The sequence below is a fragment of the Gordonia sp. BP-119 genome, assembly GCF_016924115.1.
Taxonomy (GTDB): Bacteria; Actinomycetota; Actinomycetes; order Mycobacteriales; family Mycobacteriaceae; genus Gordonia; species Gordonia hongkongensis.
Genome location: NZ_JAFFZF010000008.1, coordinates 92,655 through 118,171, shown reverse-complemented (window position 1 = coordinate 118,171; position 25,517 = coordinate 92,655). Strand labels below are relative to the sequence as shown.

General features: G+C 68.1%; 26 protein-coding genes. 13 read left to right on the top strand and 13 right to left on the bottom strand.

Annotated features, from left to right (window positions below; all coding sequences use genetic code 11):
- Positions 1–2: 2 nt before the first annotated feature.
- Together JW364_RS07365 and JW364_RS07360 are read right to left on the bottom strand one after the other, a co-directional pair.
- Positions 3–758: a GntR family transcriptional regulator gene (locus JW364_RS07365; RefSeq protein ID WP_205333382.1), complete on the bottom strand. Its 756-nt coding sequence runs from the start codon at positions 756–758 to the stop codon at positions 3–5.
- A 35-nt stretch (positions 759–793) separates the two neighbouring features.
- Complete coding sequence (locus JW364_RS07360; RefSeq protein ID WP_205333381.1) at positions 794–1,945, bottom strand: acyl-CoA dehydrogenase family protein; 1,152 nt, start codon at positions 1,943–1,945, stop codon at positions 794–796.
- 117 nt (positions 1,946–2,062) lie between these two features.
- On the opposite strand from JW364_RS07360, the gene JW364_RS07355 reads away from it, so the two are divergent.
- Genes JW364_RS07355 through JW364_RS07345 form a run of 3 tightly spaced genes read left to right on the top strand, consistent with a single transcriptional unit; the run spans position 2,063 to position 5,118 of the window.
- On the top strand, positions 2,063–2,935 hold the full coding sequence (locus JW364_RS07355; protein WP_205333380.1) for a CoA ester lyase: 873 nt from the start codon (positions 2,063–2,065) through the stop codon (positions 2,933–2,935).
- Entirely contained in the window at positions 2,932–3,936 is a 1,005-nt protein-coding gene (locus JW364_RS07350; RefSeq protein WP_065632511.1) for a MaoC family dehydratase, read from the top strand. The genes JW364_RS07355 and JW364_RS07350 overlap by 4 nt, the downstream gene beginning before the upstream one ends.
- A gap of 42 nt (positions 3,937–3,978) precedes the next feature.
- On the top strand, positions 3,979–5,118 hold the full coding sequence (locus tag JW364_RS07345) for a CoA transferase (RefSeq protein WP_065632510.1): 1,140 nt from the start codon (positions 3,979–3,981) through the stop codon (positions 5,116–5,118).
- Positions 5,119–5,328: 210 nt separating this feature from the next.
- Here the strand turns inward: JW364_RS07345 and thpD are convergent, their stop codons facing one another.
- From thpD to JW364_RS07320, 5 genes are all read right to left on the bottom strand, one after another.
- Entirely contained in the window at positions 5,329–6,264 is a 936-nt protein-coding gene (thpD, locus tag JW364_RS07340; RefSeq protein ID WP_065632509.1) for an ectoine hydroxylase, read from the bottom strand.
- 235 nt (positions 6,265–6,499) lie between these two features.
- Positions 6,500–7,849 carry a hydroxysqualene dehydroxylase HpnE gene (gene hpnE / locus JW364_RS07335; RefSeq protein WP_065632508.1) on the bottom strand — a complete coding sequence of 450 codons (1,350 nt, stop codon included), beginning with the start codon at positions 7,847–7,849 and terminating at the stop codon, positions 6,500–6,502.
- Positions 7,850–7,923: 74 nt separating this feature from the next.
- Positions 7,924–9,111 (bottom strand): MFS transporter, encoded by a 1,188-nt coding sequence (locus JW364_RS07330; RefSeq protein WP_165629551.1) that lies wholly within the window; start codon positions 9,109–9,111, stop codon positions 7,924–7,926.
- Positions 9,108–9,782 (bottom strand): FadR/GntR family transcriptional regulator, encoded by a 675-nt coding sequence (locus JW364_RS07325; protein ID WP_078113786.1) that lies wholly within the window; start codon positions 9,780–9,782, stop codon positions 9,108–9,110. The genes JW364_RS07330 and JW364_RS07325 overlap by 4 nt, the downstream gene beginning before the upstream one ends.
- A gap of 66 nt (positions 9,783–9,848) precedes the next feature.
- A complete protein-coding gene (locus JW364_RS07320; protein ID WP_205333379.1) occupies positions 9,849–10,499 on the bottom strand; it encodes a DsbA family protein in 651 nt (216 codons plus the stop codon).
- 103 nt (positions 10,500–10,602) lie between these two features.
- Between JW364_RS07320 and JW364_RS07315 the strand changes: the two genes are divergently transcribed.
- A complete protein-coding gene (locus tag JW364_RS07315) occupies positions 10,603–11,889 on the top strand; it encodes a lipase family protein (protein ID WP_205333378.1) in 1,287 nt (428 codons plus the stop codon).
- Between the two features lie 9 nt (positions 11,890–11,898).
- Here the strand turns inward: JW364_RS07315 and JW364_RS07310 are convergent, their stop codons facing one another.
- On the bottom strand, positions 11,899–12,759 hold the full coding sequence (locus JW364_RS07310; protein ID WP_205333377.1) for an SDR family oxidoreductase: 861 nt from the start codon (positions 12,757–12,759) through the stop codon (positions 11,899–11,901).
- Positions 12,760–12,823: 64 nt separating this feature from the next.
- On the bottom strand, positions 12,824–13,072 hold the full coding sequence (locus JW364_RS07305; protein ID WP_058249732.1) for a hypothetical protein: 249 nt from the start codon (positions 13,070–13,072) through the stop codon (positions 12,824–12,826).
- 228 nt (positions 13,073–13,300) lie between these two features.
- On the opposite strand from JW364_RS07305, the gene JW364_RS07300 reads away from it, so the two are divergent.
- From JW364_RS07300 to JW364_RS07280, 5 genes are all read left to right on the top strand, one after another.
- Positions 13,301–13,969, top strand: coding sequence for a PAS and ANTAR domain-containing protein (locus JW364_RS07300; protein WP_078113781.1), 669 nt, complete (start codon positions 13,301–13,303; stop codon positions 13,967–13,969).
- Between the two features lie 254 nt (positions 13,970–14,223).
- Positions 14,224–15,342, top strand: coding sequence for a glycosyltransferase (locus tag JW364_RS07295; protein ID WP_205333404.1), 1,119 nt, complete (start codon positions 14,224–14,226; stop codon positions 15,340–15,342).
- Positions 15,335–16,441: a glycosyltransferase family 4 protein gene (locus JW364_RS07290; RefSeq protein ID WP_205333376.1), complete on the top strand. Its 1,107-nt coding sequence runs from the start codon at positions 15,335–15,337 to the stop codon at positions 16,439–16,441. The genes JW364_RS07295 and JW364_RS07290 overlap by 8 nt, the downstream gene beginning before the upstream one ends.
- On the top strand, positions 16,438–17,418 hold the full coding sequence (locus JW364_RS07285; RefSeq protein ID WP_205333375.1) for a hypothetical protein: 981 nt from the start codon (positions 16,438–16,440) through the stop codon (positions 17,416–17,418). The genes JW364_RS07290 and JW364_RS07285 overlap by 4 nt, the downstream gene beginning before the upstream one ends.
- On the top strand, positions 17,415–18,275 hold the full coding sequence (locus JW364_RS07280; RefSeq protein WP_137809465.1) for a glycosyltransferase family 2 protein: 861 nt from the start codon (positions 17,415–17,417) through the stop codon (positions 18,273–18,275). Before JW364_RS07285 ends, JW364_RS07280 begins: the two co-directional genes overlap by 4 nt.
- Here JW364_RS07280 and JW364_RS07275 read toward each other — a convergent pair.
- On the bottom strand, positions 18,247–18,672 hold the full coding sequence (locus tag JW364_RS07275) for a hypothetical protein (RefSeq protein WP_058249946.1): 426 nt from the start codon (positions 18,670–18,672) through the stop codon (positions 18,247–18,249). The genes JW364_RS07280 and JW364_RS07275 overlap by 29 nt on opposite strands.
- Before the next feature lie 323 nt (positions 18,673–18,995).
- Between JW364_RS07275 and JW364_RS07270 the strand changes: the two genes are divergently transcribed.
- Both JW364_RS07270 and JW364_RS07265 read left to right on the top strand, forming a co-directional pair.
- On the top strand, positions 18,996–19,445 hold the full coding sequence (locus tag JW364_RS07270) for a hypothetical protein (protein WP_078113777.1): 450 nt from the start codon (positions 18,996–18,998) through the stop codon (positions 19,443–19,445).
- A gap of 3 nt (positions 19,446–19,448) precedes the next feature.
- A complete protein-coding gene (locus JW364_RS07265) occupies positions 19,449–20,627 on the top strand; it encodes a zinc-dependent alcohol dehydrogenase (RefSeq protein WP_137809466.1) in 1,179 nt (392 codons plus the stop codon).
- On the opposite strand, the gene JW364_RS07260 is transcribed toward JW364_RS07265, so the two are convergent.
- Complete coding sequence (locus tag JW364_RS07260) at positions 20,617–21,480, bottom strand: RNA polymerase sigma factor SigF (protein WP_068970828.1); 864 nt, start codon at positions 21,478–21,480, stop codon at positions 20,617–20,619. The genes JW364_RS07265 and JW364_RS07260 overlap by 11 nt on opposite strands.
- Before the next feature lie 439 nt (positions 21,481–21,919).
- Here JW364_RS07260 and JW364_RS07255 point away from each other — a divergent pair, with 439 nt between their 5' ends.
- Entirely contained in the window at positions 21,920–22,366 is a 447-nt protein-coding gene (locus tag JW364_RS07255) for an STAS domain-containing protein (RefSeq protein ID WP_137809467.1), read from the top strand.
- A 7-nt stretch (positions 22,367–22,373) separates the two neighbouring features.
- Here JW364_RS07255 and JW364_RS07250 read toward each other — a convergent pair whose 3' ends face one another.
- Both JW364_RS07250 and JW364_RS07245 read right to left on the bottom strand, forming a co-directional pair.
- Positions 22,374–23,057, bottom strand: coding sequence for a GAF and ANTAR domain-containing protein (locus tag JW364_RS07250; RefSeq protein WP_065632495.1), 684 nt, complete (start codon positions 23,055–23,057; stop codon positions 22,374–22,376).
- Between the two features lie 131 nt (positions 23,058–23,188).
- On the bottom strand, positions 23,189–24,376 hold the full coding sequence (locus tag JW364_RS07245) for an acyl-CoA dehydrogenase family protein (protein WP_205333374.1): 1,188 nt from the start codon (positions 24,374–24,376) through the stop codon (positions 23,189–23,191).
- Between the two features lie 131 nt (positions 24,377–24,507).
- On the opposite strand from JW364_RS07245, the gene JW364_RS07240 reads away from it, so the two are divergent.
- Entirely contained in the window at positions 24,508–25,515 is a 1,008-nt protein-coding gene (locus JW364_RS07240) for a LacI family DNA-binding transcriptional regulator (RefSeq protein ID WP_205333373.1), read from the top strand.
- Positions 25,516–25,517 lie beyond the last annotated feature (2 nt).

Below are 25,517 nucleotides of genomic sequence, written 5' to 3'. Positions count from 1 at the left end.
GCTCACTCCGATCGCGGATCGGCGGTGCGACGGAGCGTCACCCGATACGTGTAGTGCTCGGGAAGGAAGTGGCTGACCGCGAGTTCGACTGCCCGGCCGCGTGAATCGGTGTACAACCGGTCGACACGCAGCACCGTGTGCCCCACCGGGCATCCGAGCCGGGCGGCGGTCTCGGCATCGGCGACGGTGGCGGTGATCGACTGCGCACACTCCTCAATCGGGTGCACCAGGTGAGGTTCCAGCAGGCCGATCATCGTGTGATCACTCCGCGCTCCGGTCTCGACTTCCGGGGCGTCGATCACGAGGCGTGCGACCGACTCCGGCCACCACACGGTGGTCACCACGAACGGGACGCCGTCGTGGAATCGCTGGAAGACGATGCGGTACACCACGTCGGTGTCCAGTCGCAGGCGTCCGGCCGCCTCGAGATCCACGCGACGCGAGGGTGATTCGATCACCTGCATCTCGGTGTCCGTCGACAGGTTCATGAGGTCCTCGATCGAACCCAGCTGGCGCAGGTACTGACCCGCGGTCTCGGTCGCGAATGTTCCCCGGCCGGGCACGCGGTACACCGAGCCCTCGGTCACGAGTTCGAGGAACGCGCGGCGGACGGTCTGCCGGCTGAGCCCGTACTCCTGGGAGAGCTCGGATTCGGTCGGCAGCCGCACACCGCCGGCGTATCTGCCCGCGACGATCTGCGCGCGCAATTCCGCGGCCAGTGTCTTGTACGCAGGTGCGGACTGCTCGGACTCGCGCATGGAACCCACTCTCCCGCCGGACGACGGCGTGCCGCTCAGATCCCGCCGCGCGACACGAGTTGCGCCGCAATGACATTGCGTTGGATCTCGTTGGTGCCCTCGCCGACGATCATCAGGGGCGCGTCCCGGAAGTATCGCTCGACGTCGAACTCGGTGGAGTACCCGTAACCACCGTGGATGCGGACGGCGTTCAGGGCGATCTCCATCGCCACCTCGGAGGCGTAGAGCTTGGCCATCCCCGCCTCCATGTCGCAGCGCTCACCCCGGTCGTACTGTTCGGCCGCGTGCCAGGTCAGCTGACGCGCCGCGGTGAGCTTGGTGGCCATGTCGGCCAGGTAGTTGCCGATCGACTGGTGCTTCCAGATGGGCTGACCGAACGACTCCCGCTGCTGCGCGTAGGCAAGCGAGTCCTCCAGGGCGGCGGTCGCCACCCCCAACGCGCGGCACGCCACCTGGATACGACCGGTCTCCAGCCCTTTCATCATCTGGCCGAACCCCTTGCCGGGAACCTCACCCAGGATCGCCGACCGTGGCGCACGGTAGCCGTCGAAGGACAGTTCGCAGCTCTCGACGCCCTTGTAGCCGAGCTTGGGCAGGTCGCGCGAGACGGTCAGTCCCGGACCGTGTTCGACGAGCACGATGGAGATGCCCTTGTGCCGGGGCTGCGCCCCCGGATCGGTCTTGCACATCAGGGCGATCAAGCCGGAGCGCCGTGCGTTGCTGATCCAGGTCTTCGCGCCGCTGATGACCAACTCGTCGCCACAGGTCTTCGCCACAGTGGTCATCGCCTGCAGATCGGAGCCGCCACCCGGCTCGGTGAGCGCCATGGTGGCGCGCAGTTCGCCGGTCGCCATCCGCGGCAGATAGCGCTGCTTCTGCTCGTCGGTACCGAACAGCGTCAGCAGTTTCGCGACGACGGTATGCCCGCCCATCGCACCGGCGAGGCTCATCCACCCGCGCGCGAGTTCCTGGGTGACCCGCGCGTAGCACGGCATCGACACCGGTGAGCCACCGAACTCCTCGGGCACGGCGAGACCGTAGATCCCGATCTGCTTCATCTGGTCGATCCACTTCTCGGGGTATTCGTTGGCGTGCTCGACCTCCTGGACCGACGGCTTCACCTCGCGGTCGACGAAGGAGCGCACGGTGTCGACCAGGAATGCCTCTTCGGCGGAAAGCGAGCTCATGACGGTGCCCCTACGATCTACGGCCAGATTTGTACGGCCATTTTGTCGATCCTCGCCGCACCTGTCAACATTTCCCAAAGCTCGCCGAGATCTGATACAACCGGAACCGCATCGCATATGGCCGCACATTTGACCTCGACCCCTGGAGCAACCGTGCAGAGAAGACGAGCCGTCCTGGTCGCGCCCGCCTCCGACGACCGCAAGGCCCGCAAGGCGCTGGCTTCGATCGCCGACGAGGTCGTCCTCGACCTCGAGGACGCGGTGACCCCGGCGAACAAGGACTCCGCACGCGCAGCGGCCGCCGACCTGATCGCCGAGTTCGGCTCCGACCGCGCGATCTCCCTGCGCATCAACGCGATCGACACGCCTTGGGCCGCCGCCGACCTCGCCGCCTGCGCCCAGATGCCGAACCTGACGTCGGTGGTGCTGCCGAAGGCCGACTCGCCCGCCGACCTCCGGTCGGCCGACGAGCAGCTCGGCCGAGCGCCGGTCCGTCTGCAGGCGTTGCTCGAATCACCGCGCGGCATCCGTGACGCCGGCGCCATCTGCGCGGCCACGAACCGGCTCGACGCCGTCCTCATCGGTTACGCCGATCTCGCCGCATCCTTGGGACGCAGCCCCGGCCTGGCGATGCAGACGTGGCACGTCGTCCAGGACTCGGTGCTGCTCGCCGCGCGCGCGGCCGGCGTGGACGTCATCGACGGACCGCATCTGACGATCGCCGACGACGACACCTTCCGCGACGCCAAGCGCTGGGTCCGCGACCTCGGCTTCGACGGCACCTGGGTGATCCATCCGGCTCAACTGCAGTCCGCCATCGACATCTTCACCCCGGACGCCGCCGCCGTGGAGGACGCACGACGGGTGCTCGACGCACTCGAGCAGGCAGCCGCCGCGGGTGCCGGTGCGGCCGAGCTCGACGGCCGAATGCTCGACGAGGCGCTCGCCGTCTCCGCGCGGCGCGTCCTCGCCAAGGCTGCGTCCGAATGAGCGCGTCCGAGCCGGTCGCCGTGGGCGGCCCGTTCTTCGACGAACTGTCCCATGGACAGTTGTTCGACGACGCGCCGTCGCTCACGTTGACATCCGGTCTCGCCGCGACGCACCAAGCGATTCTCGGTGACCGCCTTCGACTCTCGCTCGACGCCCATCTCTCGGATCGCGTGGTGGGTGGCGTCCTCGCCCATCCCGGCCTGGTCACCGACGTCGCGATCGGTCAATCCACGCTGGCCACCCACCACGTGAAGGCGAACCTCTTCTACCGCGGCCTGCGGTTCCTGAGCCACCCCCGGATCGGCGACACGTTGACGACCGTCACCGAAGTGGTCGGGCTGCGCGAGAACACACCGAAGCCAGGACGTGCGCCGACCGGGCTCGCCGCGCTCCACATGGTCACCACCGATCAGACCGGCGTCACCGTCCTCGACTTCTACCGGTGCGCGATGCTGCCGTTGTCACCCGACGCCGATCCCGGGCGGACCGTGCACGCTGACGACCTGAGCACCATCGGACCGGGAGACGATGCGCAACCGTTCATCCCCGAATGGGACCTCGACACCTATCGCGAATCCGCACGCGGACAACATTTCTCATCCGAGTTTGCCGGACGCGCCTTCTCCTCCAGCGCCGACGTGGTGTCCAGCGCACCCGAACTCGCCCGGCTCTCGCTGAACATCGCAGCCACCCACCACGACGAGCGGGTGGCCGGTGCGGCCGCCGGCGGTCGGCTGGTCTACGGCGGGCACACCATCGGACTGGCCCTCGCGCAGGCGAACCGGGCGCTGCCGAACCTGGTGACGGTGACCGGCTGGGATTCGTGCGACCACACCGGACCGGTGCACGAGGGCGACACCCTCAGTTCGACGATCCTCGTCGAGGAGGCGACGCCGCTCGCCGCCGGCGGCGTCCTGCGCCTGCGCTCCACCGTCGTCGCACACGGCGACGACTCCGATCGCGAGGTCCTCGACTGGCGTTTCCGCGTCCTGATGGCCTGATCGTCTGCCGAATCCCCCATTCCACTCCAGGAGTTTCCGCGCATGAGCTCGCATCCCCGTCCGCTCGAAGGCCTCCGCGTCGTGGAGGTGTCGAGCTTCGTCGCCTCACCCCTGTGCGGCCTGACCCTGTCGCAGCTCGGCGCCGAGGTGATCCGGGTCGACCCAATCGGCGGGGCCGCCGACATCAACCGCTGGCCGGTCACCGATGACGGCAACTCGATCTACTGGACCGGGCTCAACCGCGGCAAGAAGTCCGTCACCGTCGACTTCCGTGACCCCCAGGGACAGCGAATGATCCAGGATCTTGTCATCGACAGCGGGCCGGGCGGCGGAATCCTGGTCACCAACGCGGGCGGACGGTCGTGGATGAGTCACGAGACGCTGTCGGCGCGGCGCTCCGACGTCATCACCCTGGAACTGCTCGGCCGGACCGACGGCACTCCCGGAGTCGACTACACAGTCAACGCGGCACTCGGATTCCCGTCGATCACCGGCCCCACCGACTACGCCGGCGTCGTCAATCACGTACTGCCGGCGTGGGATGTCGCGTGCGGCCTCTATGCCGCACTGGCGATCACGGCCGCCGTCCGGCGCCGCGACCAGAACGGGATGGGGGCGCAGATCACCCTGCCCCTGGAGGACACCGCTCTCGCCATCGCCGGGACGCTCGGCTATCTCACCGAACCGCAGCTGAGTGGCGACACCCGACCGGCCACCGGGAACGACGTATACGGCACCTACGGAACCGATTTCGTCACCGCGGATGACTCTCGCTTCATGCTCGTCGCCCTGACCCCGCGGCATTTCCGCGGGCTGGTCGAGATGACCGGGACCGGCGAGGCGGTCGCGGCCGTCGAACGGGCGCTGGGAGCGGACTTCGTCAGGGAGGACGACCGGTACATTCACCGCGGTGTCCTCACACCGCTGTTCGCGGCGTGGTTCGCGCGACACACGTCTGTCGAGGTCGAGGCCGCGCTGGCGCAGACCTCCGTGCTCTGGGAGCGTTACCGGACTTTTGACGAGGTCGTCGAATCAGGTGTTCTGCAGCGCAATCCGCTCTTCACCGAGCTGGAGCAGCCCGGCATCGGCACCTACCTGGCCGCCGGCCTGCCGGCCATTTTCGACGGTGAGCACTACTTCGCCGGGCCGGCCCCGGACCTGGGCTCGTCGACGGGGTTCTGAAGGTCGTTCACCTGTGACCCCTCCGCTCCCTGAGCTGAGGAGCGAGCTTGCGAGCGTCACGAAGGGTCTGGCGAGACACGTTACGGGACCCTTCGTGACGCGCCCTCCGCAAGCTCCGGGCGCTCCTCAGGGAGCAGGGGGCAGGTCGTTCTCTCGGGTTAAGGAGCAGGGCCGTGCCGCTCGCACCTCAGGGAGCAGGGGACGACGAACTCACCTGTGCGCCAGATGATCCGGGCGTGGCTCGGTCCCGCCGAACGGCGCCTGGAGGGCGTTCGATTTCGCGTTGAAGACGACGAACAGATTGCTGCGCGGGAAGGGCGTGATGTTCCCGCCGGACGCGTGCATGCAGTTCGAGTCGAAATACAGTGCGGACCCGGCGGGGCCGGTGATCGTGTCGATGCCCAGTTCGTCGGCGAGGCTCGCGACATCCTCCTCCTCCGGTGTCCCGAATGGCGGCCGATACGACGTCAGCGATTCCCGGTGGTAGTCATCAGGTGTCTCGCCCACGCAGCTGACGAACCGGCGGTGTGATCCCGGGATGATCATCAGCGGACCGTTGGTGGTGTGGTTCGGCGTCAAGGCCAGCGAGACGCTCAGCGCACGTGGGGCGGGCATGCCGTCCTCGGCGTGCCACGTCTCGAAGTCCGAGTGCCAGTAGAACGGACCGCCCGCGAACCCGGGTTTCAGGTTGATGCGGCTCTGGTGGATCGTGACGTCGTCGTCGAGGATCTGCCGGGCCACCCCGGCAATCGTTTCACGCGAACATATCTCGGCGATGACGTCACTGAGCTGATGCACCGCGAACAGCGATCGCACCTGCCCGCTCGATGATTCGCGGATCACCCGATCGTCGTCGCCGAGCCGCTCGGTGATGGACTCCACCTCGCGTAGGCAGTCGGCGATGTCGGCGTCCGAGAGAATGTTTGTCTCCGTGTGGTATCCGCGATCGGCATAGTGCCGGAGTTCGGGCGCGGACAGCGGGCCCGGGTTTCCCATGCTCCCCCACACGGTGTTGTGTGGGCGCGGTTCGATCTGGCTGCGCTGCGCGAGCCGGGTGCGGTAGACGTCGACGGGTGTGCTCGTCGACTGCGCGCCGGGCGAGACATCGGCGGCTTCTGGAGTTCTGGCTGCTGTGTGAGTTACCACGATCGCAACGATCCTTTCCCTCATCCGGCGGGCCGCTCGCGGAGCAGTTCTGCCCCGGCGGCAGGCAAGGTGATTGTGTTGTGCGCGACCGTCGCACGACGACGCGTCGCGAGGTACGGCGTCCGCGGCGCGGAGTTCTGCACGCCCTTCGGGAAACGGCCGTATATGTGCACCCTGCCAGGGACGACAAACCCCCGCAACCATGCTGGTATGCGCCGCGGAGAAAGTCCTCGACTCAACCGAGCCGGGCGAACTCCAGGATGATGTCGACGGCCCGCGCCGCGCTCTGACACGCGCCCTCCATCGTCGTGGTCCAGTCGGTGCGGGTCCAGTCACCGGCGAGGGCGAGGCCGTCGACCTCGGTGCGCTGGTCTGGGCGGAGGCCGGCGGTCCCGGGTCGTTGCGCGAAGGTCGATTTCGGCATCCGGACCACGTGGCTGTGGACCACCTGCGCGTTCGCCGCCTGCGGGAAGTAGCGGCGCAGCATGTCCATCTGGATCTCGGTGATCTCGGCGTTCGTCTTCGAGATCAGATCGTAGGACGCCGACACCGTCGTCGAGTAGAAGTAGTTGTCGCGTGGTTCGCGCCCGTGCATGCGCTGGCGGTCCCAGACCTGTTCGAGCACTCCCTCACCGCCGTAGAGGATCTCGCCCCAGTCGGTCATCCCGATCGAGCGGTCGAGATAGAGGTTCACACTGACGATGGGCACCGGGGTCAGGTTCTCGACGGCGCGATAGATCCGCTCGTGCCCGGGCACCTGGTCGAGCAGACCCTTCACGCTCCACACCGGTACCGCGCAGATGACGGCATCGGCTGCGATCTTCTCGCCGTCGGCCAGCGTCACCCCGCTCACCGTCCCGTCGGTGACGTCGATCGACGAGACCACCGCCCGGTGTCGGACCTCCACACCGGCGTCGGCGAAGCGCTTCTCGGCGCCGTCGATGAACAACGTGTCGAGATCGACGGTGGGATACCCGATCGAGATCGGCGTACGCGTCTCGCGCGCCCGGCGGGCTCCCGTGACGAGCAGATCGGCCGGGACCTTGGCCGAGGAGATGTCGGGCTTGTCGCCGGTGAGGCCGATGACGATGCCGTCCCACAACGCATCCCGGGCCGACTGCGGCAGTCCGATGCGACGGAACCACTCGTCGGCGGTGACCTCGTCGAGCCAGTCGGGTTGCCGAAATGCCTGCCGTATCAACCTCATCTGCGCACGCGCCGTGCGCAACCGGTCGAGGCCGGTCACCCCGGGCAGGTCGCCGAGCGCGGCCCGCAGTCCGGGCAGGCCGGTGAACGCCGATCGGCGCGTCGCCCCACCGGGCATTCGCACCGTCATGTGACCCGGGAAGGCCACGTGCTCCCGCGTACCGACGCTGTCCAGATAGCGCATGAGGTGCTCGTACCCGCTGGCGAAGACGTGCTGCCCGTTGTCGGGCACGTCGTCGACGGCGTGCAGCGGCATCGAGATGGTGCGTCCGCCGAGTGAACCCCGCCGTTCGAGCAGGGTGACGCGTTGCCCCGCCTCCGACAGCCAGACCGCCGACGCCAGTCCGGCCAGTCCCCCACCCACGACCACACAATGCATGGCGACAGATTAGCGGTCAGGGCTGACCGATACCGACTGTGCGACGAATTGTCCGGGTCCCGGCGCAGACCTCGTCAACCGGTCATCTTGACGTCCTTGGCGGCGCCGAGGACGGAGAGCGCCTGGGGCACCAGCACGAGACCGAGCACCGCCATGGCCAGAGTCCACGAGCCGGTGACGTCATGGATGGCGCCGATGATGATCGGGCCGGCCGCCGCCGCCAGGTAGCCGACGCACTGCGCCATCCCGGACACCTGGCCCGTCTGTTCGGATCCCGAGCTGCGCAGCACCATGAAGAGAAGGGCCAGACTGATCGACGAACCGGGCCCGACCATCACACAGGCCGCCCAGAATCCCGGCCAGACATCAGTGCTCAGCAGACCCACGAAGCCGACGGCGCAGACCGCGATCACCGACAGGGTCACCACCCGCTGACCGGCGAAGCGGCCGGCGACGATCGGCGCGACCAGCGACATGATCAGGGCGACCACCTGCGCCGACGCCAGGACCGCACCCGCCCGCAACGGCGACATGCCGGCGTCGACGAGGTACTGCGGCAGCCAGGCCACGAACGTGTAGAAGATCAGCGACTGCGTGCCCATGAAGACCGTGATCGCCCACGCGATCGGGTTCGTCAGCAACGACGATGTCGGCGCCGCCGAGGTCACCCGGTGAACCAGCGGCAGCTGCGGAATCCAGACGACCACGGCGACCAGCGCGAGCAGCGACCACGCGGCCAACGCCAGCCGCCAGTCCCCGCCGAGTGCGTCGTTGATCGGCACGCTCACCCCGGACGCGACCGCCGCCCCGCCGGAGAGAGTCATCGAATAGAGGCCGGTCATGAGCCCGGAGCGGTGCGCGAAGTCGCGTTTGATCAGCGCCGGGAGCACGACGTTGCAGGTGCCGATGGCGGCGCCGATGACCGCCGAACCCCCGAACAGGGCGGCCGGCGACGGGATGAGCCGGACGAGGATGCCGACGATCAAGACGAGCAGGGCCCCGAAGATGACCCGTTCGATGCCGAACCGGTTGGCCAGACGGGGAGCCACCGGCGCCGAGATCCCGAAGAACAGCACCGGCAGCGCGGTCAGCAGACCGGCGACGGCGCTGCTGAAGCCGGCGTCGTCGGAGATCACCCCGATGAGCGGTCCGACGGCCACCACGGCCGGTCGCAGGTTCGCGGCGACCAACATCACTCCGACCGCGGTGACGATGACCCCGACGGCGGACTTCTCGCGCGTGGACAGCGCCTGCGCGCTCATCCCCACACCTCGGTGGAGTCGACGTAGGCGTACACCGCCGCGCGCGCTGCGTCGGCGTCGCCGCGCTCGATCGCGTCGACGACATCTCGATGACCGCGCGGGTGCGACTGCTCGGCCAGCGGACGTCGCAAGACCGACGGATGAGTACGGGCGATCGCCTCGGCGATTCCGTCGTACATCGCGATGAGCAGCGCGTTGCGGGACGCGACGACGAGCTCGGCGTGGAATGCGATGTCCGCCTCGGTGTATCGATCCAGGTCACCGTCGGCCATCGCGTCCTCGGTGCGCGCCAGCAACAGGCGGAGACGTTCGACGTCGGCGGCGTCGCCCCGGGCGGCCGCACCGGCCGAGGCCTCGCTCTCGAGAGCACGTCGCACTTCGAGCAGATCCCGGAGCTCCGACGGCGCGGAGGTCCGCGCGATCGCACCGGCGAGTGGGCTCCGGCCGCGCACATACGTGCCGTCGCCCCGCCGGGGCTCGAGCATGCCGGCGTGTTCCAGGGCCCGGGCGGCCTCCCGGATCGTGTTGCGGCCGACGCCGAACTGCGCCACGAGCTCGGGCTCGGCGGGGATCCGTTCGCCCAGGGGCCAGGTGCCGTCCGCGATCAACTCCTGCATGCGCTGCACGACGAGCTCGCTCGTCCGGCGAGGTGGGGTGATCTGTCCGGACACGCAAACAACCTAACATCCCATGTTTCAGTCCCGGTCGGTGCCGCACGGTCTCCCCCGCCCGTAGCCTCAGCCGGTGGCCGCCCGTTCCAGCGCTCCGGTCAGGTCGTCGACGGTGGTCGGCACCAAGCGCTGGTCGTCGAGAAAGAACGTAGGGGTGCCCTGTACGCCCAGGGCCAACCCATCGGCGACATCGGCACGAATCCGCTCCAGCGTGGCGGGACTGTCGTACGCGGCGTCGAAGGCCGTCATGTCCAGCCCGAGATCGATCGCGAAACCACGGAACACGTCGTCGGCGGGAGCCCGCTGCTCCCCCCATCGGGCCTGGGTGGTGAACATGCGCTGGTACATCTGCTCGAATCGGCCCTGCTGTGCAGCCGCTTCGACGGCGCGGGCCGCGCGCTCGGCGTTGAGATGCCCGGGCATCGGGAAGTAGCGGACCACGAAGGTGATCCGGTCGCCGTAGGTGCGCCGGAGATCTTCGATGATCGGGTAGACCGCGCCACAGGCCTCACACTCGAAGTCGAGGAACTCGACAAAACGCGCCCGCTCACGTTCCGGCGACGTTAGGCGGTGGCTGTCCAGGCGCACCACGAGATCGGCCGCGACGGCGGTGTCCGCCGGGGCAGGCGCGGGTTCGCGGTCGATGAGTACCGCGACACCGAGGACGACGACGACGGCCGCGAGGGCCGTCCATGCGATCTTGGTCGGTCTGCTCACTCCTGCCCTGCCCACCCGCACACCGTAGGGGTGACAGAGCCGAAAACGGACATCCGCCTGCTCGATCGCTGACGCAGACACCCATTCGGTGCTTAGATGAGCCATGTCGTTCGGGGTGCGCACGAGTTGGCTGCGCGTGGGTGTCATCGGTGTGGTTGTCGGCGTGCTGCTCGGCGTGTTCGCGGGCACGCCCCCCGCCCAGGCCGCACCCGGGCCGGGCTCGCCACTGCCGTCGGCCGACCCGTTCTACCGTTACAACGCCTCACTGTCGGGCGTGGCTCCCGGAGCGGTGCTCCGCAGCCGTCCCATGCGGTTCCAGACACCCACGATGTCCACCCCGATCACCGGCTCGCAGGTGCTCTATCGCACCACCGACCAGTTCGGCGAGAGCGTGGTGACGGTCGCGACCGTGCTGCGACCGCTGATCCCGGGCCCGACGCGCCTGGTCTCGTACCACATGGCCTACGACGCGCTCGGGTCTCAGTGCGATCCGTCGTACACGCTCAGCGGGGGTTACACCAACGGCACCGCAACCGCCGAACAGGGCGTCATCGCAGGCTATCTCGCCGCCGGGTACACCGTCGTGGTGCCGGACTACGAGGGCGAGAAGCTGCAGTGGACCATCGGCCGGCAGTCGGGCTATGCCGCACTCGACGGCGTCCGCGCCGCACAGTCGTTCCTGCGGCTGCCGCGGTCGACCCCGGTCGGCCTCGTCGGATATTCCGGCGGGTCCATCCCCACGCAGTTCGGCGCCGAGGTCGCGCCGCGCTACGCGCCCGAACTGAACATCGTCGGCGCCGCCGCGGGCGGATTGCCGGTGGACCTCGCGCACAACCTGCCCTACATCAACGGCAGTGCGAAGTGGGCGGGTGTCATCCCGGCGCTCGTGGTCGCCTACCAGCGGACCTACCGGCTCGACACCTCGACGTTCCTCTCGACCCGCGGCCGACAGGTCGCCCAGGACGTCAGCGACGAGTGCATCTCGGAGTTCGCGTCTAAGTATCCGGGACTCACCAGCGCGGACATGGTCAGGCCGCCGTACGCCGGCCTGCTCGACGTGCCGCAGGTGGTGCGGGCGATCAACGACAACATCATGGGACGGTCGGGCACCCCGTCGACGAAGATGCTTCTCGCGGTGGGCCACTACAACGCGATCGGGGACACCCTGATGATCACCGGTGACGTGATCGGCCTGGCGAACGAGTACTGCTCACGCGGCGTGGACATCACCTACCGGCAGCTCAACGGCCTGACCCATCAGGAGGCGTTCCTCCCGTTCGAACCGCTGGCACTGCAGTACCTCACCGAGCGGTTCGCGGGTGCCCCGACACAGAGCAACTGCGGTTCGCTGCCGCGCGGGAACAGCCTGGCGCCGCTCCCGGTGCCCTGACCCGACGGCCTACCCCGGCAGGGTCTCGCCACCGATCGGGGCCAGCACCTCGCCGGTGTAGTACGACGAGAGCTGCTCGGCCGCGAAGAACACGTACGACGGCGCGATCTCGTCGGGCTGGGCCGCCCGTCCCATCGGCGCCTGGGTGCCGAAGTCCTTGACCGCCTCGGCCGGCATCGTCGCCGGGATCAGCGGCGTCCAGACCGGGCCCGGCGCGACGCAGTTCACGCGGATCTTCCGTTCCATCAGCGCCTGCGCCAGCGAGTAGGTCAGGGCCAGCACCGCGCCCTTGGTCGCCGAATAGTCGATGAGGCTGTCGTTGCCACGCAGACCGTTGATCGACGACGTGTTGATGATGGCGCCGCCGCCGGTCAGGTGCGGCACCGCCGCTCGCGTGGTGTGGAAGAAGCTGTCGATGTTGACGTCGAAGGTGCGTCGCCACTGCTCCGGCGTCAGCTCCAGGAAGTCGTCCACGATCTCCTGATAGGCGACGTTGTTCACCAGGATGTCCAATGCGCCGAGCTCGTCGACGGTCCGCTTCACGATGTCGGCGCAGTGCGCCGGGTCGGCGAGGTCGCCGCGGTACGCGCGGGCCTGCCGTCCTTCGGCCTCGATGAGCTCGACCGTGTGGCGGGCGTCGTTGTCTTCCTCCAGGTAGGCGATGGCGACATCGGCGCCCTCCTTGGCGAAGGCGACCGCGACCGCGCGACCGATACCCGAGTCGCCGCCCGTGATGAGGGCGGTCTTGCCGGCCAGCAGATCGCGGCCGCGATAGTCGCGCATCTCGTCCCGGGGGCGTTCGCCCATCTCGTCGGTCTCACCGGGGTAGGAGATCGTCTCCGGTTCGTGCTCGGGGTTCTGGTCGCTCATGATCGAGATGGTGCCCGCTGAGAAGCGTGCGGAAACATCGGCGCGGACTGAGGAGCGGACGTCGTCAGGGGTTCGGGTCGGGGATCTCCTGGTCGAGTTTCTCGTCGAGGGACTCGCCTTCCCGCTGTTCCCGGGCGGTCGTGCCGGTCCGATCACTGGCCGACCAGTCCTCGGGCGGGTCCATCCCCTCCTCGAGCGGGTCCTGACCGAGCCGGTCCTCGTCGAGATCCTCGAAACCGGCTGTCGACGTCAGATCGGGGTTGATGCCCTCGGATGCCGCTGTCGCACTGTCGCCCACGTTGTCGGTACTCATTCTCGTCCTCCTGGCCGTAGCCGAGATCGGTGTCGGTCGGGCCGGGTCTCGCCGTCGGCCCTGCGAGTACGGCGGATACCCGCGAGACACGGCACCGAAACGATCTCCGCGAGTCCTGCCCCGGGACACGCACCGGGTCGATTCCCGCCAAATGCGTCAGCCAGGTAAGCTCATCTTTCGCCCGAGACCGCTGGCATTCCTGTTGATTTGTGGTTTGTAGGGGTGAGGGTGACAGACGCCAACGATCACACCGCCGGCGAGTCCCGTATCAGTCACGTCGGCAGCTTCCGGTTCTTGTTCGACACCCAGGAATGGGAGTGGTCCGACGAGGTCGCCGAGATGCATGGTTACCGGCCCGGTGAGGTCACTCCGACGACCGAGCTGATCGCGGGGCACAAGCACCCGGACGACCGGCAGTCGTTCGAAGAGCTGCTCGCGACGATGCTCGACCGCCGGATCCCGTTCTCGAGCCGTCATCGCATCGTCGACACCAAAGGTGAGGTCCGCCACGTCGCGGTGGTGTCGCAGCAACTCACCGACGAATCCGGCGCCGTGATCGGCGCCGAGGGGTTCTATCTCGATCTGACGGCAATCGAGGAGAAGGCCGTCAAGGACCGCGTCGACGAGCACGTCGCGCGATTCCGCGAGCACCAGGGCGTCATCGAGCAGGCCAAGGGCATGATCTCGCTGGCCTACGGCGTGAGCGCCGATCGCGCGTTCGAGGTCATGCGCTGGCGTTCGCAGACGGCCAACGTCAAGGTGAACGAGCTCGCGCGGTCGATCGTCACCGGCGTCCACCGATACGTGGTGCTACCGGACCCGGTCCGGCAGTCGTTCGACCATCTGCTGCTCAACGCACACCGCTTCGACGACGAGAACGCCTCGTCCTCGAAGTAGCACCGACGCACCACCGTTCATCGCGTCGACGGGCGGTTTCACCGCCGACATTCCGGGGTATCCGGACCGGCACGAGATAGGTGCCGGAAACCGGCAGTCATCTGCGGCTCGCCGAGGCCGCGATCGTGCAGGCCCGGTTGAGAACACAGCCGTTGCGACCCTAGTGAACGGATGTGGCAGTGAGCAGTGCGCAGCCAGGCGGAACAGCAACCCTCGAGACAACGGGGTCGAACACGACACGAGGTCTGTCGACGATGTCGGCGGGCCTCGGTTCGCGGAGGGGCGGTGCGACCCGCGTGCGCGTCGCGTCGGTGCCGCACTCCCATGTGTACGTCCGCCACCTGTCGCCGCTGAACGGGACGGTCAGCGGGCTCGACTCCGGCCCGGTCTCGGTCGTCCGCCTGCCCGACCCGGTTCCGGCCGACGGCGCCAAGGTGCCGGGCGGCTGGTGGCCCCCGCTGATGCTCGACCCCGCGTGGATCGCCCGCAACCACAACGAGTTCGACGTCTTCCACCTCCACTTCGGGTTCGACGCCGTCGAGCCGGCCGAGATGTCGAAGGTGATCGACGAGCTGCGCACCCACGGCAAACCACTCGTGTACACGCTGCATGATCTGCGCAATCCGCATCACCCCGAACCGGGACGCCACGAGGAGGTCCTGGACATCCTCGTACCGGCGGCGGACGAGGTCATCACCCTGACCCCCGGCGTCTCCCGGGAGATCGCGCGTCGCTGGCAGCGCGAGGCGACCGTGCTGCCTCACCCGCATGTCGTGCCGCCCGGCCGATTCGGTCCGCGCACGCCGCACGCCGACGACTTCGTGGTGGGGGTGCACGCCAAGAGCATTCGCGCCAACATGGATCCGCTGCCGGTGATCATGACCCTGCTCGAGGCGGCCGCGGACTACCCGGACATGACGGTCCAGATCAACCTCCACGACGAGGTGTTCGTCCCCGGGAAGCACGCGTACAACCCGGACTTCGGCACCACTGCGCTGGCACTCTCCCGGCACCCCTATGCCCGCGTGCTCGTGCATGAGTACTTCACCGATGATCAGTTGTGGGACTACCTGCGGAGCGTGTCCGTGTCGGTACTGCCGTACCGATTCGGCACCCATTCCGGCTGGCTCGAGGCCTGCCACGATCTCGGCACCACCGTGATCGCGCCGAGCTGCGGCTTCTACCGCGAGCAGCAGGACTGCCTGTCCTTCGAGTTCACCGAGGACACCTTCGATCCGGACTCACTCGTTTCTGCTCTGGCACAGGCATATTCGGCTCGTCCCGCGGCGGCCTCGTGGCCCGACCGGCGCGCGCAGCGCGAGTCGCTCGCCGAGCAGCACGCCGCCCTCTACACCAGGGCTCTGGATGCGTGACACGTTGAGGATCGCCATCGTCGCGTCGAGCCGCTACCCGATCGCGCAGCCGTTCGCGGGCGGACTCGAGGCCCACGTCTGGCATCTCACTCGCGCCCTCACCCTCGCCGGTCACGAGGTCACGCTGTTCGCGGGCGCGGGCAGCGATCTGCCGGTCGACTCGGATCGCCTGCGCGGCGAGTTGTTCGAGCCCTCCGCGGCCGCACGCTCGGATGTGTCGATGCCCCAACTCGAAGCACTGCAGGATCATCACGCGTACCTGTCGCTCATGCTGTCGTTCACCAACAACCCCGGCGACTACGACGTGATCCACAATCACAGCCTGCACTACCTCCCGGTCGCCATGGGTCCGGCCGTCGAGACCCCGATGGTCACCACGCTGCACACCCCGCCGACGCCGTGGCTCGAGTCCGCGCTGACCCTTGCGCCCGGTACGCGTTGTGTCGCCGTCAGTCGGCACACGGCACAGTCCTGGTCGCATGTGCTCGGCGAGATCCCGGTGGTGCACAACGGGGTTCAGTTGGACCGCTGGCCCGCCGGCCCCGGCGGAGACGACCTGGTGTGGTTCGGCCGGTTCGTACCGGAGAAGGGCGCCCACCTCGCGATCGAGGCTGCCCAGCGCGCGGGCCGTCGGCTCGGGTTGGCCGGACCCATCAGCGACACAAGGTATTTCGAGCAACAGATCGCCCCGTCGCTGGGCGGTCTCGTCCACTACGAGGGACACCTCCACCAGCACGACCTGGCGCGATTGGTCGGCTCCTCCGGCGTGACACTGGTGACCCCGGTGTGGGACGAGCCATACGGCCTCGTGGTGGCCGAATCCCTCGCCTGCGGCACCCCGGTGGCGTGCTTCGCCCGTGGCGGCATTCCCGAGATCGTCGGCGAGCACGCCGGCGTCCTCGTGCCGCCGGGCGACATCGACGCGCTGGCCCTCGCGGTGGACGATGCGCTCACCCTCGACCGGGGCCTTGTGCGTCGGCGCGCGGAGGACCACTGCACGGACATCGCGATGATCGATCGGTACCTCGACATCTACGCCGATCTGGTCGCCGGGCGGCCGTTGGCCGACTCCTCGCTCCCCCGGGAGGTCGGGGTGTGATCGGTTACTACGTGCACCATCAGGGCCGCGGACACTGTTCCCGGGCCACCGCCGTCGCCGGCCACATCGGCACCGACGTCGTCGCGCTGACCAGCGCGTCGCTGACCGCCCCGGTGTTCAGCGAGGTGATCACCCTCGAGCGCGACGACTCCGACCCGCAGCCGCGGGACGTCGACGCCGGCGGCCTGCTGCACTGGGCCCCACGGCACGACGGCGGACTACGGACACGCATGGCGCAGCTGGCCGAGTTCGTCGAGACGCGCCGACCGGCCGCCGTCGTCGTCGACGTATCGGTGGAGGTCACCCTCTTCCTCCGGCTGATGGGCGTGCCGGTGATCGTGACGGCGCAGCCCGGCGTTCGCGACGATCTGCCGCATCAGCTCGCCTACCGGGCGGCCGATGCGATCATCGCGCCCTGGCCCGCCGAGCTGTATCAACCGGACTGGCTCCGGGAGCATCTGCCGAAAACAGTCTTCACCGGCGGTATCTCGCGGTTCGACGGACGACTCCCCGTGTCCCACCCCACCTTCGCCGCCGACATCCTCGTCGTCACCGGCGCGGGCGGGGTACCGGGTGCCCCGCATCCGGCGACCACACTCGGCGAGGAGCTCCCGGAGCACACCGTCGCCGGGCTCGGACCCGCCTTCGGCACCTGGGTCGACGACCCGTGGCCCTTCCTGTGCAGTGCGCGGGTGACCGTCATCGGCGCGGGTCAGGGAAGCGTGGCCGACGCCGCCGCGGCCGGGCGCCCGGCGGTGGTCATCCCCGAGGACCGACCCTTCGCCGAACAACGGGCAACCGGCACCACCCTCGCACGCTCCGAACTCGCTCTCGTCACGTCGTCATGGCCGTCCACCGAACGCTGGCGCTCGATCCTCGACACCGCCGGGAGTTCGTCGCCGGAATGGTCGCGGTGGCACACCGCAGGCGCCGCCGAACGTGCGGCGCGGGCGATCGAGGCGGTCGCGCACCGATGACCGGCGTCCCCGAGGTGGTCGCCGTCATCACGATCGTGTCGGGGCGGCACCGCCACCTTCGACGACAACTCGAGGCGTTCGCCCATTCGACCCGGCGGCCCGACCTGCACTTCGTGGTGGCCATGGACGACCCCGGCATCACCTCTGTCACCGACGGGCACCCGGTGGAGGTCATCCGGTTCGCCAGCGACGACCCGGACACCCTGCAACTCGCCGATGCCCGGAACGCCGGCGCCACGGCCGCCATGACCGCGGGGGCCTCGCTCTTGGTGTTTCTCGACGTCGACTGCATCCCCGGCCCGGACATGCTCGAGCGCTATCTCCGCTCCTGCACGGCCACACCGGACCTGAAAGTCCTCTACTGCGGCCCGGTCACCTACCTCCCCTGCGACCAGCCGACCTTCGATGCGCGCGAGCTCGCCCGGTTCACCGATCCGCACCCGGCGCGTCCGTCACCGGGAACCGGGCAGACACAACTCTCATCGGAGCTGATGCTCTTCTGGTCGCTGTCGTTCGCGGTCCGGGCGACCGATTGGCTCGCCCTGGGCGGCTTCCACCCCGGCTACCGCGGTTACGGCGGCGAGGACACGGACTTCGCGATGTCCGCGCGCGACAACGGGTTTCGGATCGCCTGGGTTGGTGGCGCACACGCCTACCACCAGCACCATCCGGTCTCGAACCCGCCGGTCGAACACCTTGCGGACATCCTCCGCAACGCACGGGTGTTCCACCGGCGATGGGGCACCTGGCCCATGGAGGGGTGGCTGCGCGCGTTCGCCGACCGCGGCCTGGTCGCCTACGACACCGCAGGCGACGAGTGGCTCCGGGTCAGCGACGGAACTTCGAGAACCCGATGACGACGCCGCGGGAGGCGGCACCCGGGAGCGGTTCGTCGTAGGAGATCGTGTGAGTGTCGGTGACGGTCTGCACGATCCGCCATCCGAAAGTCGACTGCTTCAGGGTCACGTCCGGGACGAGCTCCCCCCGGATCTCGCCGATCACGCCCTGCGACGACATGTGCAGGGTCAGTTCGATGGACGACTCCTCAGCGGCGGCGGAGATGATCTGCGAGCAGATCTCGTCCACGGCCACCTTGGCGTCGATGACGTCGTCAAGCGCCCAGTCGTCGATGTACAGCGCGGTCTCGACCAGAGCGCGCACCAGCGCGAGACGATCGGTGGCGGCCGGAACCCGCAGGACCGTCGGCGTACCGCCGTCGATCGATAGCTGGGACGTCGCGTCGGAATCGGTCATCAAATGAGTCTTCTTCGCCCGTTGATTGGTGGTGCCGATCTCGGCTGGTCTGGTCATGAGTGCCCCGTGATTCCGTGTTCCAAACCGCGGCCGGAGGACCTTGCCGCGCTGAACGTGCCCCCCCGAACACGTGTCGACACGTTAGCAGAGCGTTTACCCAGATCATGACTCGATGAGATTCACGTCTCCATCCGTCCCATGACCGACGCGGGCGCGGTGGGGCGACGTTTCATCGCCGGCCGCTCGCGGTAAACCCTCCGCACCGAGGCCGGTGTCGAGCACGCCGGCCACCGAGCCCGACCAGACAGCGCAGGGAGTGCACCATGCCAGATCTGACACCTGAACGAGAAGTCGCGTCGCGTGAGGCCATCGCGCGGCGCCCGGCACGAAAGTCGCGAGGACTGAAGGCCGTCGGCCTACTCGGCTTCGTCTGCCTCGGACTGATGCTGGTGCTCGCCGGCATCGCCATCGCCGCCGGTGCGAGCGACCGCGATGCGACGGTGTGGCTGGCGGTCGGCGCCGTCGTCATGGGTCTGCTCGCGATCGGACTGCTGATCGGCAGCCGCGTCCTGCTGCGACGTCGCGCAGCCCGGGACGGCGATCGGGCCCATCAGGACCCGATCCAGCCCGAGACCACCGCCGAGGAAGCCGAACGCTATGAGGAGCGGTTCCACGACTTCCCGGTGGAACACGCCGGAAAGAGTGAACGAGGACGAGACGACCGCCTCGAGGAGATTCGCGAAGAGCGTCGAGCCGACAACGGAAAGGCCTAGAGAATGCGTGCAGTGACCTGGCAGGGCAAGCGAAACGTCTCGGTCGAGACGGTGCCCGACCCGAAGATCATCGAACCGACCGACGCCATCATCAAGGTCACCTCGACCAACATCTGCGGGTCGGACCTCCACCTCTACGAGGTTCTCGGTCCGTTCATGCAGGCGGGCGACATCCTCGGGCACGAGCCGATGGGGATCGTCGAGGAGGTCGGCAGCGACACCGGCGACCTGCGGGTCGGCGACCGTGTGGTCATCCCCTTCCAGATCTCCTGCGGCTCTTGCCTTTTCTGCAACGAGGGCCTCATGACGCAGTGTGCGACGACCCGCGTCACCGAGCAAGGGATGGGCGCCGCGCTGTTCGGCTATTCCCAGCTCTACGGCTCCGTGCCCGGTGGGCAGGCCGAGTACCTCCGGGTGCCGCAGGCCCAGTTCACCCACATCAAGGTGCCGCTGGAGAAGCCCGACTCGCGGTTCGTCTATCTCTCGGACGTGTTGCCGACGGCCTGGCAGGCCGTCACCTACGCCGAGATCCCCCAGGGCGGAACCGTCACGGTGCTGGGCCTCGGCCCCATCGGCGACATGGCTGCCCGCATCGCCGCGCACCAGGGAGCGCGGGTCATCGGTGTCGACCGCGTGCCCGAGCGACTCGCCCGGGCGGAGGCCCGCGGCATCGAGACCGTGAACTTCGACGCGGTCGACAACGTCGGCGACGCCATCCGCGACCTGACCGGAGGACTGGGTACCGATTCGGTCATCGACGCTGTCGGGATGGAGGCCCACGGGTCGCCGGTCAACAAGGCGCTGCAGAGCGTCGTCGGCCTGCTGCCGGACGCCGTCGCCCGCAAGGCGATGTCGGAGGTGGGTACCGATCGGCTGGGCGCGCTCTACTCGGCGATCGACATCGTCAAACGCGGCGGCACGATCTCGCTCTCCGGGGTCTACGGCGGCGCGGCCGACCCGCTGCCGATGCTGACCATGTTCGACAAGCAGATCCGGCTGCACATGGGTCAGGCGAACGTGAAGCGCTGGGTCGACGACATCATGCCGCTGCTGACCGACGACGACCCCTTGGGCGTCGACACCTTCGCCACCCACGAACTACCGCTCAGCGAGGCACCGAAGGCCTACGAGACATTCCAGAAGAAGGACGACGGAATGGTCAAGGTGATTCTCAAGCCGTGAACCCGCGTGGCGTGCCGCGGCCCTTCGTCGCGGCACGCTCGCTGTCGGCCTGCGATCCCGGCCTGGAGTTCTCGTCATCGTCATCGACGACTTCCGATCGCAAGGTCTCGAGAATCCGCGTCAGCAAGCGCGACACATGCATCTGGGAGATCCCCACCTGACGCGCGATCTCGCTCTGCGACATGGACTTGAAGAACCGCAACGTGAGGATGGTGCGCTCGCGTTCGGTCAGCCGCTCGAGGGCCGGCTGCAGCGTGACGAATTCTTCGACGAGTTCCAGTCGCGCGTCCTCGTCGCCGAGGGTGTCGGCCAGCGTCCAGCCGTCGGTCGACGAACCGGCTTCGGCATCGATCGAGCTCGCCGTGTAGGCCGACCGGGCGACCATGCCCTCGATCACCTCGCTGACGGGCAGCCCGAGGTGCTGGGCGATCTCACTCGGGCGCGGCGACCGTCCGAGGGACTGCAGCAACTCCTCGCTGGCCTTGGCGATGTTGAGCGACGCCTCCTGGGCCCGGCGTGGCACGCGGATGGACCAGGTGCTGTCGCGGAAGTAGCGCTTGACCTCGCCCATGACGGTCGGGACCGCGAAGGCCAGGAAATTATTGCCTCGTTCGACGTCGAAACGGTCGACGGCATGCATGAGACCGATCCGCGCCACTTGACGCAGGTCGTCAATGGGTTCCCCGCGCTCCGAGAAGCGCCTGGCGACATGGTCTGCCAGGGGCAGGCACCTCGCGATGACGTCCTCCCGCAGCCGGGCACGACGAGCGTCGTCCTTCTCCTCGTGCATGGTCCGCAGAGCCGGAAGGACATCACTGTAATCGTCGTGATCGCCCCGGTCACCCGACGCCATTCTCACCACCAGACTTCGAAGACAGCTCGAGATCGATGCGCAGACCTCGTGCCGCATCCAGAACAGGACTGATGTGCGCACCGGGTTCGACGCATATCCGAGTCCACCCAACCACGGTCGCCCGGCGGCGTCCAGCCACGGCGGCCCTCGGCTGGTCAGGGCGTCGCGTGGCAGGAACACACCGCATAGAAACTGCCGAAGTGGGCACAACCTTGTAGGTCGCTCTTGTGCAACGTAGGGTAAGAGATGCGGTTCAGGTAGAAGCTGCGTTCTAGAGCGTTGGGCGCCCAGGGCCTTCTCGCTTTCCACCATCACGCTCAATCCCTCTGACCGGGTGATCGTGAACTTGGGGTACTGACGCCGATTCGGTGCAGCACCAAGGCTTCCGATCCAGAAGTGACGGTCGTGGCCAGACGCACTTGACTGAATTGAGAACATCATGGCTCTCACCTCTTCGACCATCTTTCGTTCGGCGTTCGATCCCACTGCGGAGTCCGCGCCGAAGGCCCATTCCCACCAGTTGGTCTCCCCGAAATCGTATTGCGTGCAAGGCTTCTCCGGCAGCGTCGACCGCGACTCGGCGGCCGACTTCGCCGCCGCTCTCGACCGCGTGATCAGCGGCCCCGTCGACGGCATCGTCCTCGACTTCTCGGGCCTGAACTTCTTCGGAACCGTCGGGTTGGTGCTACTGCGTTCGTTCATCGACGACGCCGGTCGCCGATTCGTCCCAGTGGTGGTCGTGGGTGGCCGCGCGGTGACCCGCCCCCTCGAACTCTGCGGAATGGCGCCGTATGTCAAGACTTTCGAGTCCATCGAGGACGCGGGACGCGCTCTGACCCAGGATCAGGTCGGCCCGAGCACGGTGGAGTTCACCGTCACCGAGTGAGCTCTGATCACCGTGCTGTCGTGATCTGACGCGCGATGTCGACCAGCTTGGTGTTCGAGTCCTGCGACAGGCGCTTCAGCAGGTCGAAGGCGGCCACCGCGTCGATGTCGAACCGTTCCATCAGCATGCCCTTGGCCTGACCGATGACGTCCCGGTTGGCCAGGGCGCTGTGGAACTGCTTGTCCTTCTTCACCTTGTTCCACGCGAGGGCGGCATGCGTCGCGAAGACCACCCCGATGTCCTCGGCGTGAAGGTCGAAGGCGAACGGCTCGTCGGCGTAGAGGTTCAACGCCCCGATCGACGTGGTGTCGGCGAAGAGCTGGAACGACAGGACGGAACGAATCGGCGTCTCGACGAGCGCGCGGCGGCGGTATTCGGGCCAGCGCTGCTCGTTCTCGAGGTCGTCGACTCGGACGATGCGATCGGCGAGCGCTGCCGAGATGCACGGTCCCTCACCGAGTTCCGCTTGAATACGGTCGTGTACGTCGGCAACGTCGTGCGTGGACCCGAACGACGCGATCGATTTTCGGTCGATTGCGACGGTGAGGCCGGCGTACGCGACTCCGGGGATGTCGACCAGCGCGTTCTCGACGATCGTCTTCGCAACCTGCTCGTCGGAGTCGTCGCCGTGGAGTTCACGCGCCAGATCCGCGATCTTGCGGTGAACGTCATCGTCAGCCGGATCGGTCATGGTCGAACCCCTTTCGACGCCCGACGTGAGCGAACGACCACGGACGCGCATTGTTCGGCGTGCTCGTCCAACGTAACCCACTGCGCCACGTTCCGTGGGCGCCGGTGGTTACCGCCAGGCGCCCGACTGCCTCAGCGAAACGCCGCCGACCCGGTGAGTGCGCGCCCGATCGTGAGCTGGTGGACCTCCGAGGTCCCCTCGTAGGTGAGCACCGACTCCAGGTTGTTGGCGTGCCGGATCACCGGATACTCCAGAGTGATGCCGTTCGCGCCCAGGATGGTTCGGCATTCGCGGGCGATCGCGATCGCCTCGCGGGTGCTGTTCAGCTTGCCGGTGCTGACCTGCTCGGGCGTGAGTTCGCCGCGGTCCTTCAGACGGCCGAGGTGGTAGGCCAGCAGGTGACCCTTGCCCACCTCGAGCGCCATGTCGGCGATCTTGGTCTGGGTGATCTGGTAGCCGGCCAGCGGCTTGTCGAACACCTGGCGGGACTGCGCGTACTCGATGGCCGCCTCGAGGCAGTCGCGGGCGGCACCCATCGCTCCGAAGATGATCCCGAAGCGGGCCTCGCCGAGAGCGGTCAGCGGTCCGCGCAGCCCCTCCGCCTTCGGCAGCATCGCCGAGGCGGGAAGGCGCACGTCGTCGAACACGAGCTCGGAGGTGACCGAGGCGCGCAGCGACATCTTCTTGGTGATCTCCGGCGCCGAGAACCCCGGTGTGTCGGTCGGGACGACGAACCCGCGGATGCCGCCGGGACTGTCGGCGAGGTCGGTCTGCGCCCACACCACCGCGACGTCGGCAATCGAACCGTTGGTGATCCACATCTTCGTCCCGTTGAGCACCCAGTCGTCGCCGTCCCGCTTGGCGTGGGTGCGCATCCCCGACGGGTTGGACCCGAAGTCGGGCTCGGTCAGGCCGAAACAGCCGATCGCCTCGCCCGCCGCCATCCGCGGCAGCCACTGGTTCTTCTGCTCCTCCGAACCCCAGTGGTGGATGGAGAACATCGCCAGCGAGCCCTGCACCGAGACCAGACTTCGGATGCCGGAGTCGACGGCCTCGAGTTCCAGGCACGTCAATCCGTAGGACATCGCGCTCATCCCGGGGCAGCCGTAACCCTCGAGGTGCATGCCGAGCGCTCCGAGCCCGCCCAGCTCGCGGGCGATGTCGCGGGCCGGCAGCCGGGCCTCCTCGAACCAGTCGGCGATGTGCGGACGCAACTTCGACGCCGCGAAGTCCCGCACGCTGTCACGGATCGCGATCTCGTCGGCGTCGAGCAACGAGTCCAGGGCGAAGAGCTGGGGCAACGTGCTGGTGCGGGACATGGCGGACCTCCGTCGAGAATGGGACTCGCGCGGACCGAGGGCCGTCGACGAGAACGTTTGCACGAACGTTTGCATCGCCTAAGGTAGGTGTTCGATGCCCATCGGGTCAATGAGGAAGAGAGAGGATCAGCGTGGTCAGTGGTCAGCGCGCCCCCACGCTGAAGGAGATCGCCCGGCGTGCCGGCGTACACGTGTCCACCGCCTCCCGGGTGCTGCGACAGTCCGAGCCCGCCGACGGGTGGTCGGCGTCGGCTCTGCGGGTGCGGGAGGTGGCCGACCAACTCGGTTACCAGCGCAATGTGTGGGCGGCCAGCCTGCGGACCCGCCGAACCACCACGATCGGGGTCGTGATGACCCGCCTCACCGACGGCGTCGTGGCCACGACCTACCAGGGCATCGAACAGGCGGCCACCCGGGCCGGGTACTCGGTCCTGCTGTCGTCCCCGCCCGACGAGGAGGCCGCTCAGCGACGGGCCATCGAACTCCTCGTCGGCCGGCAGGTCGACGGTCTGCTGCTGAGCGGATTACACCTGCCGGGCCGGGACTTCGTGGAGTCCCTGCGGGTCGGCGACCTCCCGATGCTCACCCTCACCCGGCACGCCGAGGCCGGACTCCCCTTTGTCGGCGGCGACGACGTGCGCGGCGGACGCATCGCCGCCCGGCATCTCCTGGAGCGCGGTCACACCGACCTCGCCGTCATCGGCGGGCCCGGCCACGCCACGACGGCCACCGACCGGCTCCGCGGGTTCCGCGCCGAGCTGGCTCATGCCGGGATCACGCTGTCCGACGACCGCATCGTCGCTTCCGACTTCGAGGTTCACGGCGGGACGGCGGCCGGGCGTGCACTGCTCGATCGTCCGGACCGTCCCCGGGCGATCTTCGCGGTGTCGGACACCATCGCCATCGGAGTCCTCGGTGTCGCCCGCGACCTCGGACTCCGCATCCCCGATGACCTCGCCCTGATCGGCTACAACGACATCCCGGTGGCCGCCCAACTCCCCGTGCCGCTCACGACGGTCCGCTCCCCCGCTCGGGAGATCGGCGAGACCGCGGTGCGCGGCCTCCTCGACCTCGCGGCCGGGCGGAACGTCGAATCCCGCCGCCTCCCGGTCGAACTGATGGTTCGCGGGAGCACGTGACC